General features: G+C 73.2%; 14 protein-coding genes. 9 read left to right on the forward strand and 5 right to left on the reverse strand.

The window, feature by feature from the left end; translation table 11 throughout:
- The first annotated feature begins 51 nt into the window (after window positions 1-51).
- Together BLT72_RS04480 and BLT72_RS04485 are read left to right on the forward strand one after the other, a co-directional pair.
- Window positions 52-945, forward strand: coding sequence for an acyltransferase domain-containing protein (locus BLT72_RS04480; RefSeq protein WP_091410533.1), 894 nt, complete (start codon window positions 52-54; stop codon window positions 943-945).
- Window positions 942-1,517: a histidine phosphatase family protein gene (locus BLT72_RS04485; RefSeq protein ID WP_091410535.1), complete on the forward strand. Its 576-nt coding sequence runs from the start codon at window positions 942-944 to the stop codon at window positions 1,515-1,517. Before BLT72_RS04480 ends, BLT72_RS04485 begins: the two co-directional genes overlap by 4 nt.
- 39 nt (window positions 1,518-1,556) lie before the next feature.
- On the opposite strand, the gene BLT72_RS04490 is transcribed toward BLT72_RS04485, so the two are convergent.
- Entirely contained in the window at window positions 1,557-2,825 is a 1,269-nt protein-coding gene (locus BLT72_RS04490; RefSeq protein ID WP_091410537.1) for a multidrug effflux MFS transporter, read from the reverse strand.
- Window positions 2,826-2,983: 158 nt separating this feature from the next.
- On the opposite strand from BLT72_RS04490, the gene BLT72_RS04495 reads away from it, so the two are divergent.
- Both BLT72_RS04495 and BLT72_RS04500 read left to right on the forward strand, forming a co-directional pair.
- Window positions 2,984-3,817, forward strand: a complete 834-nt coding sequence (locus tag BLT72_RS04495; RefSeq protein WP_091410539.1) for a zinc ribbon domain-containing protein — start codon at window positions 2,984-2,986, stop codon at window positions 3,815-3,817.
- Window positions 3,818-3,879: 62 nt separating this feature from the next.
- A complete protein-coding gene (locus BLT72_RS04500; protein WP_091410541.1) occupies window positions 3,880-5,310 on the forward strand; it encodes an RNB domain-containing ribonuclease in 1,431 nt (476 codons plus the stop codon).
- Between the two features lie 314 nt (window positions 5,311-5,624).
- Here the strand turns inward: BLT72_RS04500 and BLT72_RS04505 are convergent, their stop codons facing one another.
- From BLT72_RS04505 to BLT72_RS04515, 3 genes are all read right to left on the reverse strand, one after another.
- On the reverse strand, window positions 5,625-6,386 hold the full coding sequence (locus BLT72_RS04505) for a hypothetical protein (protein ID WP_091410543.1): 762 nt from the start codon (window positions 6,384-6,386) through the stop codon (window positions 5,625-5,627).
- A 10-nt stretch (window positions 6,387-6,396) separates the two neighbouring features.
- Window positions 6,397-7,914: a M15 family metallopeptidase gene (locus tag BLT72_RS04510; RefSeq protein WP_091410545.1), complete on the reverse strand. Its 1,518-nt coding sequence runs from the start codon at window positions 7,912-7,914 to the stop codon at window positions 6,397-6,399.
- 81 nt (window positions 7,915-7,995) lie between these two features.
- Complete coding sequence (locus BLT72_RS04515; protein WP_091410547.1) at window positions 7,996-8,832, reverse strand: Fpg/Nei family DNA glycosylase; 837 nt, start codon at window positions 8,830-8,832, stop codon at window positions 7,996-7,998.
- Between the two features lie 61 nt (window positions 8,833-8,893).
- On the opposite strand from BLT72_RS04515, the gene arfB reads away from it, so the two are divergent.
- From arfB to mmsB, 5 genes are all read left to right on the forward strand, one after another.
- A complete protein-coding gene (arfB, locus tag BLT72_RS04520; protein ID WP_091410549.1) occupies window positions 8,894-9,346 on the forward strand; it encodes an alternative ribosome rescue aminoacyl-tRNA hydrolase ArfB in 453 nt (150 codons plus the stop codon).
- Window positions 9,347-9,440: 94 nt separating this feature from the next.
- On the forward strand, window positions 9,441-10,448 hold the full coding sequence (locus tag BLT72_RS04525; RefSeq protein ID WP_091410551.1) for a LacI family DNA-binding transcriptional regulator: 1,008 nt from the start codon (window positions 9,441-9,443) through the stop codon (window positions 10,446-10,448).
- 311 nt (window positions 10,449-10,759) lie between these two features.
- A complete protein-coding gene (gene chvE / locus BLT72_RS04530; RefSeq protein ID WP_231930328.1) occupies window positions 10,760-11,890 on the forward strand; it encodes a multiple monosaccharide ABC transporter substrate-binding protein in 1,131 nt (376 codons plus the stop codon).
- Window positions 11,891-12,027: 137 nt separating this feature from the next.
- Window positions 12,028-13,566, forward strand: coding sequence for a multiple monosaccharide ABC transporter ATP-binding protein (gene mmsA / locus BLT72_RS04535; RefSeq protein WP_091410553.1), 1,539 nt, complete (start codon window positions 12,028-12,030; stop codon window positions 13,564-13,566).
- A complete protein-coding gene (gene mmsB / locus BLT72_RS04540; RefSeq protein ID WP_091410555.1) occupies window positions 13,563-14,804 on the forward strand; it encodes a multiple monosaccharide ABC transporter permease in 1,242 nt (413 codons plus the stop codon). The genes mmsA and mmsB overlap by 4 nt, the downstream gene beginning before the upstream one ends.
- Window positions 14,805-14,866: 62 nt before the next feature.
- Here the strand turns inward: mmsB and BLT72_RS04545 are convergent, their stop codons facing one another.
- On the reverse strand, window positions 14,867-15,550 hold the full coding sequence (locus tag BLT72_RS04545) for a class I SAM-dependent methyltransferase (RefSeq protein WP_157720296.1): 684 nt from the start codon (window positions 15,548-15,550) through the stop codon (window positions 14,867-14,869).
- Window positions 15,551-15,653: the final 103 nt, after the last annotated feature.

A 15,653-nucleotide genomic window follows, 5' to 3' on the forward strand; every position in this document is an offset into this window, starting at 1 on the left:
GACGCCGGTCCCGGTCACGGGCGCCGGCTGAGGCGTCCCTAGGGTGGGCGGATGCAGGACGCGCGCACGGTGCTCGACGCCCCCGATCTGGACGACCGGCTGGCCCGCCTGGGGCTGCGCCCGGACGACGTGGCCGACGCCGTCCGCAGCGCCGCGGTCGTCGCCCGCGACCCCGCCGCCGTGGCCGAGGTGGACCGGCTGGCGGAGGCGCTGCGGCGGACGGTGGGCCGCTTCCCGGGGGAGCCCGACCGCGACCCGTTCCCGGGCTACGACGGGGACGCCGACCGGTACGGCGTCGGCGTGCTGGCCCTGTGGGCGCTGGTCGTCACCGAGCCCGACCTGGTCGCGTTCCACCGCAGCCGCGGCGTCCCCGACGACGTGAGCGCGGCCACCCTGCGCGAGCTGGGACAGCAGCTGCTCGTGCACCGGCTGACCTTCGGGGTGTTCGGCCTGCACACCCACGGCTGGCTGGCGCACACCTGGAGCGGCTCGCTGTACTGGCTGGGCCGGCTGCAGTTCAACCTCGAGGTGCTGGCGGAGGGCCGGGTCTGCTCCACCCACATCCCGCGCTCCGGGCCGCTGGACCCGGCGGCCGTCGACGCGTCGTTCGCCCGGGCGGCGGAGTTCTTCCCGACGCACTTCCCCGACCGCCCGGTCACGGACTTCTGGTGCCGCAGCTGGCTGCTCGACCCGGCCCTGGCCGCCGCCCTCGACCCGGCGTCGAACATGGCCCGTTTCCAGTCCCGGTGGCGCCTGTACGGTGAGCCCATGCCCGGGGACGACGACGCGCTGTTCTTCTGCTTCGCCCGTCGCGGGGTGGTGGACCGGGCTGCGCTGCCCCGGGAGACCAGCCTCCAGCGGGCCATCCTCGACCGCTGGGCGTCCGGCGGCCGCTGGTCGGTCCGCGACGGCCGGCTGCCGATGGCGGCAGCGGTGGCCCGGTGACCGAGCTGTACGTCGTCCGGCACGGCGAGACCGAGTGGAGCGCCAACGGCCGGCACACGTCGGTGACCGACCTGCCGCTGACCGAGCGCGGTGAGCAGCAGGCGAAAGCGCTGGTCGGGCACCTCCACCCCGCGGACTTCGGGCTGGTGCTGTCGAGCCCCCGCCGCCGCGCCCGCGACACCGCCGCGCTGGCCGGCTTCACCGGCGCCCACGAGCCGCGGCTGGACGAGGACCTGGCGGAGTGGGCGTACGGCGACTACGAGGGCCTGACGAGCCCGGAGATCCAGGAGGACGTGCCGGACTGGACCATCTGGAGCCACCCGGCCCCGGGCGGGGAGACGGCCCAGCAGGTCGCGGACCGGCTCGACCGCGTCGTCCAGCGGGTCCGGGACTCCGGCGTCGAGCGGGCCATCTGCTTCGCCCACGGCCACAGCCTGCGGGCGCTGGCGATGCGCTGGCTCGGCTTCGACCTCACCCTCGGCGTGCACTTCCCCCTGGACACCAGCACCGTCTCGGTGCTGGGCGAGGAGAAGGGTCAGCCGGCCCTCGAGCGCTGGAACGCCCGCCCCTGAGACCCGGCGTTCTGCGGGCTCAGGGGGCGGGCTGGCACGTCACTCGTAGGAGACGGAGTCCAGCGCGCGCCGGGCGGTCAGGAACAGCACGAGGGCGAGCGTGCTGGCCCCCAGGATGACGCCCGCCATCGGCACCGGGGTGCCGTTGGCCAGGGCACCGACCAGAGGGGCGATGGCCCCGCCGATCATGAACTGCGCCGACCCCAGCAGGGCGGCGGCGCTGCCGGCCGCCTCGCCGTGCCGGTTCAGCGCGATGGCCGGGGCGTTCGGGAACGACAGGCCGGCGGCCGAGACCACGAAGAACAGCGGCACCATGAAGCCGAGGAAGCCACCGAACCCGGTCGCCGTCGTGACGACGAGGGCGGCGGCGCCGGCCGTGGAGATGGTGACCGAGGCCAGCAGCACCCGGACCGGGCTGTAGCGCTTGATGAGCAGCGGGTTCACCTGGGTCATCACGACGAGGCCGAGGGCGTTGGCGCTGAAGGCCACCCCGAACTGCGCCGGGCTGAGCCCGTACAGCTCCTGCAGGATGAACGGCGCACCCGAGATGTAGGCGAAGAGGGTGGCGAACATCAGGCCGGAGACCAGCACCATGATCACGAACAGCCGGTCGGTGAACAGCCCCCGGTAGGCCCGCAGCGAGCCCAGGACGTTGCTCGGCTGGCGGCGCACGACGGGCAGCGTCTCCGGCAGTGCGACCAGCGCCAGCACGAAGAGGCCGACGGCGACCGCGGCGAGCACGACGAAGATCCCGCGCCACGAGGTGAAGGACAGCAGCGCGCTGCCGATCGACGGCGCCAGGATCGGCGCGACGCCCACGACGAGCATCAGCCGGGAGAGCAGCTGGGCGGCCTTGATGCCGCTGAAGAGGTCGCGGACCACGGCCATCGAGACCACGGCCACGGCCGCACCGGCCAGGCCCTGCAGGGTGCGGGTGACGGCCAGCATGGTGATCGACGGGGCCACCGCGCAGAGCAGCGAGGTCACCCCGTGCGCCGCCAGCCCGATGAGGAGCGGCTTGCGGCGGCCGACGGCGTCGGACAGCGGGCCGACCAGCAGCTGGCCCAGGCCGAGGCCCAGCAGCAGTCCGGTGATGGTCAGCTGCGCCTGCGAGTCGGTCGCACCCATCTGCGCGCTGAGCGCCGGGAGCGCGGGCAGGTAGGCGTCGATGGTCAGCGGGCCGATGGCGCTGAGCGCGCCCAGCACCAGCACGAGCTGGAGGTAGCGACGGCCCACGTAGCGGGTGGCGGGCGTGCCGGCGGTGGTGACGGCGTCGGTGGTGGTCAGCGGTTCGGCGACGGAGGTCATGCGGGCGTCCTTCGGTAGAGCTCGGGAGCTCGTCTGACGGCGCACGACGGTGTGACCAAGGAGAGCAGGTGGCCCTCGTCCCCGGCAGCCGGGGAGGTGGACCTGATGGGTGAACTCCACCATCCGCCGGTTCATTCCGGGAGCACCGCCACGATCTCGTGCGGTGCTGCCCGGGCGCGGGACCCCCGCGGATAGGCTGGGCGGCCAGCGGGACCCGTGCGGGTCGCCGCGCACGGAGGGAGCACACCATCAGAGCCGACCAGGGGGACCAGCAGCGCCTGCTCGACCTGCAGGGGGTCGACACCGCCCTCGCCCAGCTGGCGCACCGGCGGCGCACGCTGCCCGAGCACGCCGAAATCGCCCGGCTGGAGGACGCCCGCCGCCGGCTCGCCTCGGACCTCGTCGGTGCCGACACCGCGGTGTCGGACCTGCAGCGCGACCAGGACCGCGCGGAGAACGAGCTGGAGCCGGTCCGCGAGCGGCTGAACCGCAACCAGCACCGGATCGCCGACGGCTCCGTCGCCGACCCGAAGGCGCTCAGCTCGCTGGTCGACGAGGTCGCCCACCTCAAGCGGCGGATCGACACGCTGGAGGAGGCCGAGCTCGCCGTCATGGAGCAGCTCGAGACCGCCACCTCCGACCGGGAGCGGCTGCGCCGGGAGGCCGCGGAGATCGACGGGCAGCTGGCCACGCTCGAGGCCAAGCGGGCGACCCAGCTGCGTGAGCTCGCGGCCCAGGCCGCGGACCGCCAGCAGGTGCGGGACGAGATCGCCGGCGTCCTGCCGCCGGCGCTGCTGACGCTCTACGACAAGATCGGCGCCAGCCACTCCGGCGTCGGCGCCGCCGAGCTCCGCCGGCGCCGGTGCACCGGCTGCCAGCTCGACATCAACGCCGCGGACCTGCGGGGCTTCTCCGCGGCGCCGGCCGACGAGGTGCTGCGCTGCGAGGAGTGCGGACGGATCCTGGTGCGGACGGCCGAGTCGGGGCTCTGAGCCCCGGCGCGGTCGCCGCCGGCGCCGGTCGGCGCGGGCGGCCGTCCTTGTAGGGTCAGCCCATGCCTGCCCGCAAGGTCGACCTGCCCGGGGTGGTGCCGCCCGAGCTGGCCGCCGGCCTCGCCCGCATCCGGGCCGAGCTGGAGGTGCCGGAGGCCTTCCCGGCGGACGTCGTCGACGCCGCGCAGGCCGCCGTGGCCGCCGCGTCGCTGCCCGCGCTGGACCGCACCGACCTCGAGCTGGTGACCATCGACCCCCCGGGGGCGCGGGACCTGGACCAGGCCCTGCACCTCGCCCGGGACGGGGACGGCTTCGTCGTCTCCTACGCCATCGCCGACGTCGCCGGCTTCGTCCGGGCCGGCGACCCGGTCGACCGCGAGGCCCACCGCCGCGGGATGACCCTCTACGCCCCCGACCGCCGGATCCCGCTGCACCCGCCCGTGCTCAGCGAGGGGGCGGCGAGCCTGCTGCCCGACCAGCTGCGGCCGGCCCTGCTGTGGACGCTGCGGCTCGACGCGCACGGCCGGATGACCGACGCGGAGGTGGTCCGGGCCCGCGTCCGCAGCCGCGAGCAGCTCGACTACGCCCAGGCGCAGGCCGAGATCGACGGCGGCTCGCCGCGGGAGGCGCTCGCCCTGCTGGCGGAGGTCGGCCGCTGGCGTGAGCAGCGCGAGCGCGAGCGCGGCGGGGTCAGCCTGCCGCTGCCCGAGCAGGAGATCGTGCCGGACGAGGGCGGCTGGCGGCTGGAGTTCCGCGCCCCGCTGCCGGTCGAGGGCTGGAACGCGCAGATCTCGCTGCTCACCGGGATGGCGGCCGCGCACCTGATGCTCTACGGCCAGGTGGGCGTCGTCCGCAGCATGCCGCCGGCCGGCCCGGGGGCGCTGCGCACGCTGCGGGCCACCGCGAAGGCGCTGCGGATCACTTGGCCGGCCGAGCTGGACTACCCCGAGTTCGTGCGGAGCCTCGACCCCGCCCGTCCCGCGCACGCAGCCATGCTCAACGCGTGCACCACGCTCTTCCGCGGCGCGGGCTACCGCGCGTTCGACGGCGACGTGCCGCCCGACGCCGAGCACTCCGCACTGGCCACCGACTACGCCCACTGCACGGCGCCGCTGCGCCGGCTGGTCGACCGCTACGTCGGCGAGGTGTGCCTCTCGCTCTGCGCCGGGACCCCGGTGCCGGGCTGGGTGCGCGAGGCGCTGCCGGCGCTCCCGCAGGAGATGGCCGTCGCCGACCGCCGGGCCAAGAAGTACGAGCGGGCGGTGCTGGACCTCGTCGAGGTGGTCCTCCTCGCGCCCCGGGTCGGGGAAGTGTTCACGGCCACGGTCGTCGACGTAGACGAGCAGCGGCGGCACGGCACCGTGGTGGTCGCCGACCCCGCCGTCGAGGCCCGGGTCCGGGGCGAGGGGCTGCCGCTCGGGCAGGAGATCGAGGTGCGGCTGGTCTCGGCCGACCTCGCGACGGGCGCCGTCGTCTTCGAACGCGCCGGCTGAGCGGCGGGCCCGGGTCCGGGGAACGGCGCAGCCCCCGCCTGGCGGGCGGGGGCTGCAGGCTGTCCCTCCCCAGAGACGCCAGATCAGGGGCCCGTCGGTCCGGAGCGGAGCTCCGACGGGCGGAGGAGGGCGGGGCGAGAGGAAGCTCGGGGGTTCATCCCCTCGCCCCGCTGAGAAGAACACTACGCAGCACGAACCGACGCTTCAAGCAACCGGGTTGTCCACTGTCGGACATGTCCAATAGTGGACAGAGCGGCGACGGCGCGCAGGACCGCGCCCGGCCTGGGGAGCGGGCCGCGCACCGTCCGGGCGGGTCAGGCCAGTTGGTCGAGAAGGAGCCGGGCCTGCGCCCGGCTCATCCGGTGGCCGGGGTCGCTGAGGATGACGAGGGTGACCCGCGCCCGGCTGCGCCGGCCGACCTCGGTCCACTCGCCGTCGGGGTAGGTGCGGCGGTCGACGAGACCCGGCAGGCCCTCGACCAGCGCGGTCCGCACCGGCTCGTCCAGGGTGCGGCACGCCGCGACCTGCGCGGTGTAGCGCTCCCAGTAGGCGGCCGCGGCCGCCTCGTCGGCGAAGTCCAGGGCCAGCCCCACCCCCGGCGCGCCGTCGCCGTCGGTGTAGTTGCCCTCCAGGGCGGCCACCGGGTCGGGGTAGTCGTCGCGGGTCACGTCGGCGCAGCCGATGGTGATCGCGTCCTGGGCGGCGTAGCGGGGGTCCCGGGCGTGCACCCAGCTGCCGTTGCCCTCGAAACCCTCCTCGGTGCTGCCCTCCAGCGCGACGGTCCGCCAGCCGGCCGGCACGGGCAGAGCCGCTGCCGCCAGGTCGCCGGCCGTCGAGGGCGCGGGCCCGCTGGGTGCGGGCGGGGGCGGCAGGGTGTTGGTGGTCGTGGGCTCGGGCGCCGGGTCGGCGGTGCTGTAGGCCGCCGTCGCCGGCCCCGACGCCGACGCCGGAGCCGGTGACGGACGTGGGGCGGGCGCCGGTCCCGCCGGTCCCGCCGGTCCCGCCGGTCCCGCCGTGCAGCCGGCGATCAGCACGAGCGACGCCGCCGCCAGCGCGGCCCGTCCCCGGCGGCTCACCGGCGGTCGCTCATCGCCGGTACTCGAAGTGCTGGTAGTCCCGGCCCGGGTTCCACAGACCGCCCCAGAAGAAGCCGTCGGAGCGCAGCTGCCTGGTCAGCGCGGACTTCGTGCCCAGCATGCCGAAGCGCAGCGGGGTGCGGTCGATGTAGGACTTCCCGTTGGCCGGCCACCACCTGCCCGTCGAGTCGCGGTACGGGTTCTGCACGGTGTCGACGTCGATGGCGATCCCGTAGGAGTGCGGGGACTGCGCGTACGGGTTGCCGACCACCTTGCGGCAGTTGAACCCGCTGGTGTTGTTCGCCGCCATCTGCTTCGGGTCGTTGCCGCCGTAGACGTTGGGGTTGTTCATCTTGGCGATGGGGAAGCGGGCGCTCAGGCCCTTGCCGAAGCTGCGCTCGATCTCCGCCACGAGGTCGGTCCGGATGACCAGCATCCCGCGGTGCATCACCTTGTCCCGGCCGTAGTAGTTCATGGTGATGGTGCTGAGCTTCGAGCGGCCGACCGGGCAGCCCTTGCGGTACGTCTTGGCCACCTCGGCGGCCGTGGTCTTGTGGACGACGGCGTTGAGCACGGCGACGCGCTGGACCGTGCGGCTGCCGCTGATCTCCCAGCGGTCCCGGTTCGGGGCCTTGGTGGTGGCCCGCACCGGGTAGCCCGCGAGCTTGCCCTGGCCGTAGGAGAACGTGGCCCTGAACCGTCCGGCGGCGTCGGTCCGCGCCGTGGTGTGGAGCCGGAACCGGCTGCCCACCTTCACGTCGAGGTGCACGTCGACGCCCTGGCGCGCCGGCACGACGGACCCGTTCAGCGTGGGGTTCTTGAGGGAGTCCACCCTGGCCGGGGGCCTGCCGAGGCTGACGGTCGAGTCGACGACCTGCACGCGGACCTCGGCGCTGCGCACCTCGTCGCCACTGCCGGGCGCGCCACCCGTGGTGGCCACGAAGACGAACGACCCCATCGAGGTGACCGGTCGCGCGGACGAGAAGGACCCGTCCACCACGGCCGCGCTGGAGACGCGGGTCCACGTCGTGCGGCTGGCCGGACGCTGGTAGACGGCGATGCTGCTGCCGGCCGGCAGCGCGGTCGCGGTGCCGGTGAAGGCGTAGCGACCGACGTCCTGGAAGAAGCGCCCGGCGACCGGGCTGCCGCTGGGGCTGACCCGGAGGCTGACCGCGACGTCCCCGGCCGCCGCGCGTGCCGCGGCGGCGGGCCGGGCGGGTGCGGGCCTCGCCGCGCCGGTGGGCGCCGGGCTCGCGGCCACGGGCGGAGCGGGGGTCGTCGACGGCGTGGCGCCGGGGGTGGTGCTGGGCGTGGACCGCGACGCCGACGGCGTGGGGGACCCGGAGCCGGGCGTGCCGCTCGTCGGGGTCCCCGACGGGCTGGGGCTAGCGGTCGGCGTCAGCGCCGGGGCCGGGGCCGGGGCGGGGGTGTCGGCGTGGGCACCCGAGGGCGCGAGCACGAGCAGTCCGGCGAGGGCGGTGGCGAGCAGCGCGACGCGCCGCCGCCCGGGGGAGGGCTGCAACTGCATGGGAGGCCTTCGGCTAGCGGGACCCGAGTCCGAGGATCGTAACCCGTGCCGCCGGGACGGGTCAGCGGTCACGGGGAGCGCTCAGCGCTGCTCGGCCGGGCACCACCAGGTGGTGCGTCCGCCGACGGTGTCCCGGACCATCTCCGCGCCGCACCGCGGGCAGTGCCGGCCGGCTCCCCGGAAGGGGATCACCTCGCCGGTGTGCACCCCGCCCTGGTCGATCGCCGCCCGCGTCGCGGTGTGCAGCGCGTCGTGCAGCCGGTCCAGCTCGGCGTCGGTCAGCTCGTCCACCGGCCGGCGGGGCGACAGCCGCGCCTGCCACAGGGTCTCGTCGGCCAGCAGGTTCCCGACGCCGGCGACGACGGACTGGTCCAGCAGGCGAGCCTTCACCGGGGACCGGCCGCGCCGGAGCCGGGCGGCCAGCTCCGCCGCGTCGACCAGCTCGGCGTCCGGGCCGAGCGCGCTGGTGTCCGGGTCGAGCCGGACCCGGCCGAGCCGTCGCTTGTCGAACAGCCGCAACGTGCCGCCGTCGGCGAAGGTCAGGGTGAAGCGGTCCCACACGGCCTTCCGGCCGGGCTCCTCCCCGCCCTGGCCGTAGCGGCCGCCGAGCCAGTCGCCGCCCTCGGTCAGCGTGCCGTCAGGGCCGGTGACCAGGATCCGGCCGCTCATCCCCAGGTGCAGCCCCAGCACGGGCCCCGGCGTGCGCGACCGGCCGAGGCCCGACGTCTCGCACCACATCGACTTGCCCCGGCGGAAGGCGCCGGTCAGCGAGCGGCCGAGCAGGGCCGCGCGGATCTCGCCGGGCGGGTGCGGCCGGCACTCCCAGGTGTCGGTGTCGTCGACCTGGACGATGCGGCGGTGCAGCCCGGCCCGCTCCACGGTGGCGCGGGCACTCTCGACCTCGGGCAGCTCGGGCACGGCCGTCAGTCTGCCCGGCACGGGCAAGAGCGGTCGGCGTGCGCTGGCTAGGCTCGCGGGCATGGCTGCCGACGGACCGCTCGAGGTGACCGCGGACTTCGTGGTCGACCCCGAGGAGCTGCGCTGGCGGTTCTCCCGCGCCTCCGGTCCCGGCGGGCAGGGCGTCAACACCACCGACAGCCGGGTCGAGCTGGCCTGGACGCCGGCCGGGTCGGCCTCGCTGGCCCGGCTGCCGGTCGCGCTGCAGGAGCGGCTGACGGCCCGGCTGGCCGGCCAGCTGGTGCAGGGGGCCGTCGTGGTGGTGGCGTCGGAGCACCGGGCCCAGCTCCGCAACCGGGCGGCCGCCCGGGACCGGCTGGTGGTCCGGCTGCGGCAGGCCCTGGCCCCGCCCCCGCCGCGACGGCGCGGCACCCGGCCGACCCGCGGATCGGTCGAGCGGCGGCTGCAGGGCAAGCGGGTCCGCGCCGGCGTCAAGGCCGGGCGACGGCGGGGCCGGGACGCCGGCTGGTCCTGATCACCGGTGGCTGGTCGGCGCCGCGATCACGATCATGGACGGCAGCACCACCCGCCAGGCCGTATAGGGTGCACGACGTGTCCCGGTGCAACCCGTGACCGCGCCCAAGCTCGGTCACCCCGCGAGCATCCGGGACGTCGCCCGGATCGCCGGCGTCTCGCGGCAGACGGTCTCCCGGGTGATCAACGACCACCCCAGCCTCCGTCCGGAGACGCGGGACCGGGTGCAGGCGGTGATCGACCAGCTGCACTACCGGCCCAACCCGATCGCCCGGGCGCTGGGCGGCAGCCGCTCCCGGACCTTCGGCGTCATCGCCTCCCAGCGCACCCAGTGGGGGCCCTCCGCCGCCATCCAGGGGATCGAGCTGGCCGCCCGGGACGCCGGGTACCTGGTCAACACCACGAACCTGGCCTCGACCGAGCCCCAGGTCATCCGCGACGCCCTCGCGCTGCAGGTCGAGCACAAGGTCGAGGGGCTGGTGATCATCGCCCCGCAGACCCGGACGCTCGACCAGATCGACGAGCTGGCCCTCGACATCCCCTACGTGCTGCTGCACTCCCGCGCCCAGGGCGACGAGCACGAGCTGTTCGTCGACCAGCTCGCGGGTGCCCGGGCCGCCACCCGGCACCTGGTGCAGCTGGGTCACCGGGACGTGTTCCACCTGGCGGGGCCGCAGGAGTGGATCGAGGCCGAGGCGCGGATGCAGGGCTTCCTCACCGAGATGATCGACGCGGACCTGCCGATCCGGCCGCCGATCCTGGGTGACTGGACGCCGGACTTCGGGTACCACGCGGGCCGCGAGCTCGCCCGGTTCCGCGACTTCACCGCGGTGTTCACCGCGAACGACCAGATGGCGCTGGGGCTGGTGCACGCCTTCCGCGACGCCGGCCTGGACGTGCCCCGGGACGTCAGCGTCGTCGGCTTCGACGACATGCCCGAGGCGGCGCACTTCTGGCCGCCGCTCACCACCGTCCGCCAAGACTTCGAGGAGCTGGGCCGCCGCTGCGTCGCCCGGCTGCTCGGCGGCAGCGAGGGGGAGGAACCCGCCCCGTTGGAGCCGCAGCTGGTGGTCCGCGGCTCGACGGCGGCGCCGTCACGCTGACCATCGTTATGGGAGCGAGACTGAGAGTTTCCCCAAGTTGGCGCTGGTCCTGCACGCCCTGTGCTTAGATGTGACCGGTCACAAACGTGGGGATCTTTCCCCTGACGACGACGAGGTCGGATAGATGTCAGCAGTCAGCGCGCCCGGCGCGCCCTCTGCTGCGCCCGCCCGAGCCCAGCGCCGGTGACCACACCGTCCGCGACGTCCGCGCCCCAGGTGGGTCCTCGACCCCCTGCCGCGCGTGCCCGCTCCCGCTCGTTCCGCTCCGCGCTTCTCGTGGGTGCCGGCAGCACCAACCGAAAGGATCCTTCGTGATCAACAGACGCCGTATGCTCGCCGGTCTCGCGGCCACCGCCGCCCTGACCCTCACCGTGTCCGCCTGTGGCGGCGGCCGCGCCGGGGCCGGTGGCGACACCTCCGCCGCTCCCGGCTCCAACGCCGGCGCCCTGATCGGCGTGGCGATGCCCACCAAGACGTCCGAGCGCTGGATCGACGACGGCAACAACGTCAAGGCCAAGCTCGAGGCGCTCGGCTACAAGGTCGACCTGCAGTACGCGAACGACAAGGTCCCCGACCAGCAGCAGCAGATCGAGTCCATGCTGAACAACGGCGCCAAGGCGCTGATCGTGGCCTCCATCGACGGCACCGCGCTCACCACGCAGCTGGCCGACGCCGGCACCGACGGCGTCAAGGTCATCGCCTACGACCGGCTGATCAACGGCTCGCCGAACGTCGACTACTACGTGACGTTCGACAACGAGAAGGTCGGCATCCAGCAGGGCACGTCGCTGCTCACCGGCCTCGGCATCCTCGACGCCGCGGGCAAGGAGACCGGCAAGAAGGGCCCGTTCAACGTCGAGCTCTTCGCCGGCAGCCCGGACGACAACAACGCCACGTTCTTCTACAAGGGCGCGATGGGCGTGCTGCAGCCCTACATCGACAACGGCACCCTCGTCGTGCCGTCGGGCCAGACCGAGTTCCAGCAGGTCGCCACCCAGCAGTGGAAGCTCGACACCGCGCAGGCCCGGATGGAGACCATCCTCAACGGCTTCTACTCCGGCAAGGACCTCGACGGCGTGCTCTCGCCCTACGACGGCATCTCGCGCGGCATCCTGAACGCCACCAAGTCGGCGGGCATCGACAACCCGGTCGTCACCGGCCAGGACGCCGAGAAGCCCTCGGACAAGCTGATCCTCGACGGCGTGCAGTACTCGACGATCTTCAAGGACACCCGCCTGCTGGGCAACACCGCGGCCACCATGGTCGACGACGTGCTGAACGGCAGGACCCCCGAGACGAACGACAACGAGACCTACAACAACAAGGTCAAGGTCGTCCCGTCCTACCTGCACGAGTCGGTCATCATCACCAAGGACAACCTCACCAAGGAGGTCGTCGACTCCGGCTACTACACCCAGGAAGAGGTCGAGAAGGGCGAGTGAGCCCCCTCCGGTCCTGAACCGGACGACCGGCTCCCGAGCCGACCAACGCGTCCTGAGCCTGTCCCGTCGAGCGGGGCGGGCTCAGGACGCGGCCGCGGGTCCGACCCGCACCACCGAAGCAGCACACGAGGAAGAACATGGCTGACCACATCCTTGAGATGGTGAACATCACCAAGACGTTCCCGGGCGTGAAAGCGCTGCAGGACGTGAACCTGACCGTCGAGCGCGGCGAGGTGCACGCGATCTGCGGCGAGAACGGCGCCGGGAAGTCGACGCTGATGAAGGTGCTGTCGGGGGTCTACCCGCACGGCACCTACGAGGGCGAGATCATCCTCGACGGTCAGCCGGCCTCGTTCTCCGGGATCCGCGACTCCGAGAAGTCGGGCGTCGTGATCATCCACCAGGAGCTGGCGCTCAGCCCGTTCCTGTCGATCGCGGAGAACATCTTCCTCGGCAACGAGCAGGCCCGGCGCGGGGTGATCGACTGGAACGCCACCAACCTCGAGGCGGCCCGGCTGCTGCAGCGGGTGGGGCTGACGGAGAACCCGATCACCAAGATCACCGACATCGGCGTGGGCAAGCAGCAGCTGGTGGAGATCGCGAAGGCGCTGTCCAAGGACGTCCGGCTGCTGATCCTGGACGAGCCGACCGCGGCCCTGAACGACGAGGACTCCGCGCACCTGCTGGACCTGCTGCGCGGCCTGCGCGAGCACGGCATCACCTGCATCATCATCAGCCACAAGCTGAACGAGATCAAAGCCATCGCCGACCGGGTGACGGTCATCCGCGACGGCCGCACGATCGAGACCCTCGACCTCGACGCCGACGACATCTCCGAGGAGCGGATCATCCGCGGGATGGTCGGCCGCGACCTGCAGAGCCGCTACCCCGACCGCACCCCGGACATCGGCGAGGAGGTGCTGCGGATCGAGGACTGGACCGTGCAGCACCCGCTGGAGCACTCCCGCACCGTGGTGGACCACGCGAACCTCTACGTCCGGGCGGGTGAGGTCGTCGGCATCGCCGGGCTGATGGGCGCCGGGCGCACCGAGCTGGCGATGAGCGTCTTCGGCCGCTCCTACGGCCACAACATCACCGGAAACCTGTACAAGGACGGCCGGCAGATCCAGCTGAGGACCGTCCGCGACGCGATCAAGAACGGCATCGCCTACGCCACGGAGGACCGCAAGCGGTACGGCCTGAACCTGATCGACGACATCAAGCGCAACATCTCCGGTGCCGCGCTGGAGAAGCTGGCCAAGACCGGCTGGGTCGACGCCAACCGCGAGACCGTCGTGGCCAACGACTACCGCCAGAGCATGCGGATCAAGGCGCCGAACGTGGGCGTGCTGACCGGCAAGCTCTCGGGCGGCAACCAGCAGAAGGTCGTGCTGAGCAAGTGGATGTTCACCGACCCCGACGTGCTGATCCTGGACGAGCCCACCCGCGGCATCGACGTCGGCGCCAAGTACGAGATCTACACGATCATCAACACCCTGGCCGCGCAGGGGAAGGCGATCATCGTCATCTCCTCCGAGCTGCCGGAGCTGATGGGCATCTGCGACCGCATCTACGCCCTGGCCGCCGGCCGCATCACCGGTGAGGTCGAGGTGGCGGGCGCGAAGGCCGAAGATCTGATGCACTACATGACCATGGACAAGGACGGATCCCGATGAGCTCGACCACCCAGACCGCGACGGACCCGTCGCCGGTCATCCCGCCGCCGCGCGAGCAGTCCTCGGGCGGCGTGCTGTCGTTCCTCGCCGGACGGCTGCGCCAGATCGGCATCTTCATCGCCCTGATCGCGATCGTGATCCTGTTCCAGATCCTGACCCAGGGCACGCTGCTGACCCCGCGCAACGTCACCAGCATCATCAACCAGAACGCCTATGTCCTGATCCTGGCCATCGGCATGGTGATGATCATCATCGCCGGCCACATCGACCTCTCGGTGGGCTCGGTGGTGGCCTTCGTCGGCGCCATGAGCGGCATCTTCATCGTGCAGTGGGGCTTGCCGGTGTGGGCCGGCGTGCTGCTCGGCCTCGTCGTGGGCGGCCTGATCGGCGCCTGGCAGGGGTTCTGGGTCGCCTACGTCGGCATCCCGGCGTTCATCGTCACCCTGGCCGGCATGCTGACCTTCCGCGGCCTCACGCAGATGGTGCTGCAGAACGTGCCGATCACGCCGTTCCCGGACTCCTACGTGGCCATCGGCTCGGGCTTCCTGCCCCAGCCCAGCGCCACCTCGACCTTCGAGATCCTCACGGTCGTCCTCGGGGTGGCTGCGACCGCGGGCCTGCTGCTCAGCCAGTTCCGCGAGCGCGCCAAGCGGGTCAAGATGGGCCTGGAGGACGAGCCGCGCTCGTGGTTCCTGGTCAAGGCCGCCTTCACCGCCGTCTTCATCCTCGCCATCACCTTCACCCTGGCCAGCTACCGGGGCACCCCGATCGTGCTCGTCATCCTGGCCGCCCTCGTGCTGCTCTACTCGACGGTGATGAACCGCTTCGTGTTCGGCCGGCACGTCTACGCCCGCGGTGGCAACCTGCACGCGGCGCAGCTGTCCGGCGTCGACACCAAGCGGGTCGACTTCTGGCTGTTCGTCAACATGGGGGTGCTGGCCGCCATCGCCGGCATCGCCTTCACCGCCCGCAGCAACTCGGCCCTGCCCGGGGCCGGTACCGGCTTCGAGCTGGACGCCATCGCCGCCGTCTTCATCGGCGGGGCGGCGGTCACCGGCGGCATCGGCACGGTCACCGGGGCCATGATCGGCGGCCTGATCATGGGCGTGCTGAACAACGGCATGTCGCTGCTGGGCCTGGGCAGCGAGGTCCAGTCCTTCATCAAGGGCTTCGTCCTGCTGCTGGCCGTCGCGTTCGACATCTTCAACAAGCGCCGCGCCGCCAACGCCTCCAAGTAGGCCCGGCTCGGCAGCACCCTCCAGCGCCCTCCCCGCTCCGGCGGGGAGGGCGCTGTCGCGTCTCAGCCCGGTCGCGTCCCCTCGACGCAGAGCTGGGTGGCCACCTCGGCGGGGTGCATGCGGTGCTCCAGGCCCTTCAGGTCCGGGTGGTGGCTGTCGCCGGCGACGCGGCGCTCGACCTCGAAGCCGACCGCCCGCATCTCGGCGGCGAGGGCGGCGTAGTCGTAGCAGAAGCCGCGGTAGTGCTCGGCGCCGACGTAGACCTCCGAGAGCAGCTGGACGGGGTGGGTGAGGACGTTGCCCAGCTCGGCGTTGCGCGCCATGCCCAGCCGCGCCAGCTCGCCGTTCTCCAGGTAGCTGCGGGCGCTGGCCTCGACGTCCGGGGTCGACAGCCGGATCACCCCGCCCGGGGCGAGGGCCCGGAACGCCTCCCGGAGCAGCACCCGTCCCTGCTCCAGGGTGAGGTGCTCGATCACGTTGTCGCCGTGCACGAGGTCGACGCTGCCGGCCGGGACGGGCCAGGGCCGGACGACGTCGAGGTGGGCCGCGCAGCGCCAGGAGATGTCGGTGTTCACCCACCCGGGCAGCGCGCGGCGGCCGGCGCCGACGTTGATGCGCACCGGGCCCGCCGCGCGGGCGCGGGCGAGCTCGGACTGGAAGCGGTGTCGTCGTCGGCTCAGCAGCACGGCGTCGTAGACGCGCCGTCGTGATCCCCCGAGGACACGCCGGAGCAGCGAACGTGTCATGCCCGGCACCCTACGAACCGACGCGGCCGGGCGTCGACCTGTCGGGCCGCGCCCGCGCCGGGACGCCTGGGAGAGGTGCACAAATGTGCGGTCGAGCCGGGCG

The sequence above is a fragment of the Friedmanniella luteola genome (assembly GCF_900105065.1).
Taxonomy (GTDB): Bacteria; Actinomycetota; Actinomycetes; order Propionibacteriales; family Propionibacteriaceae; genus Microlunatus; species Microlunatus luteolus.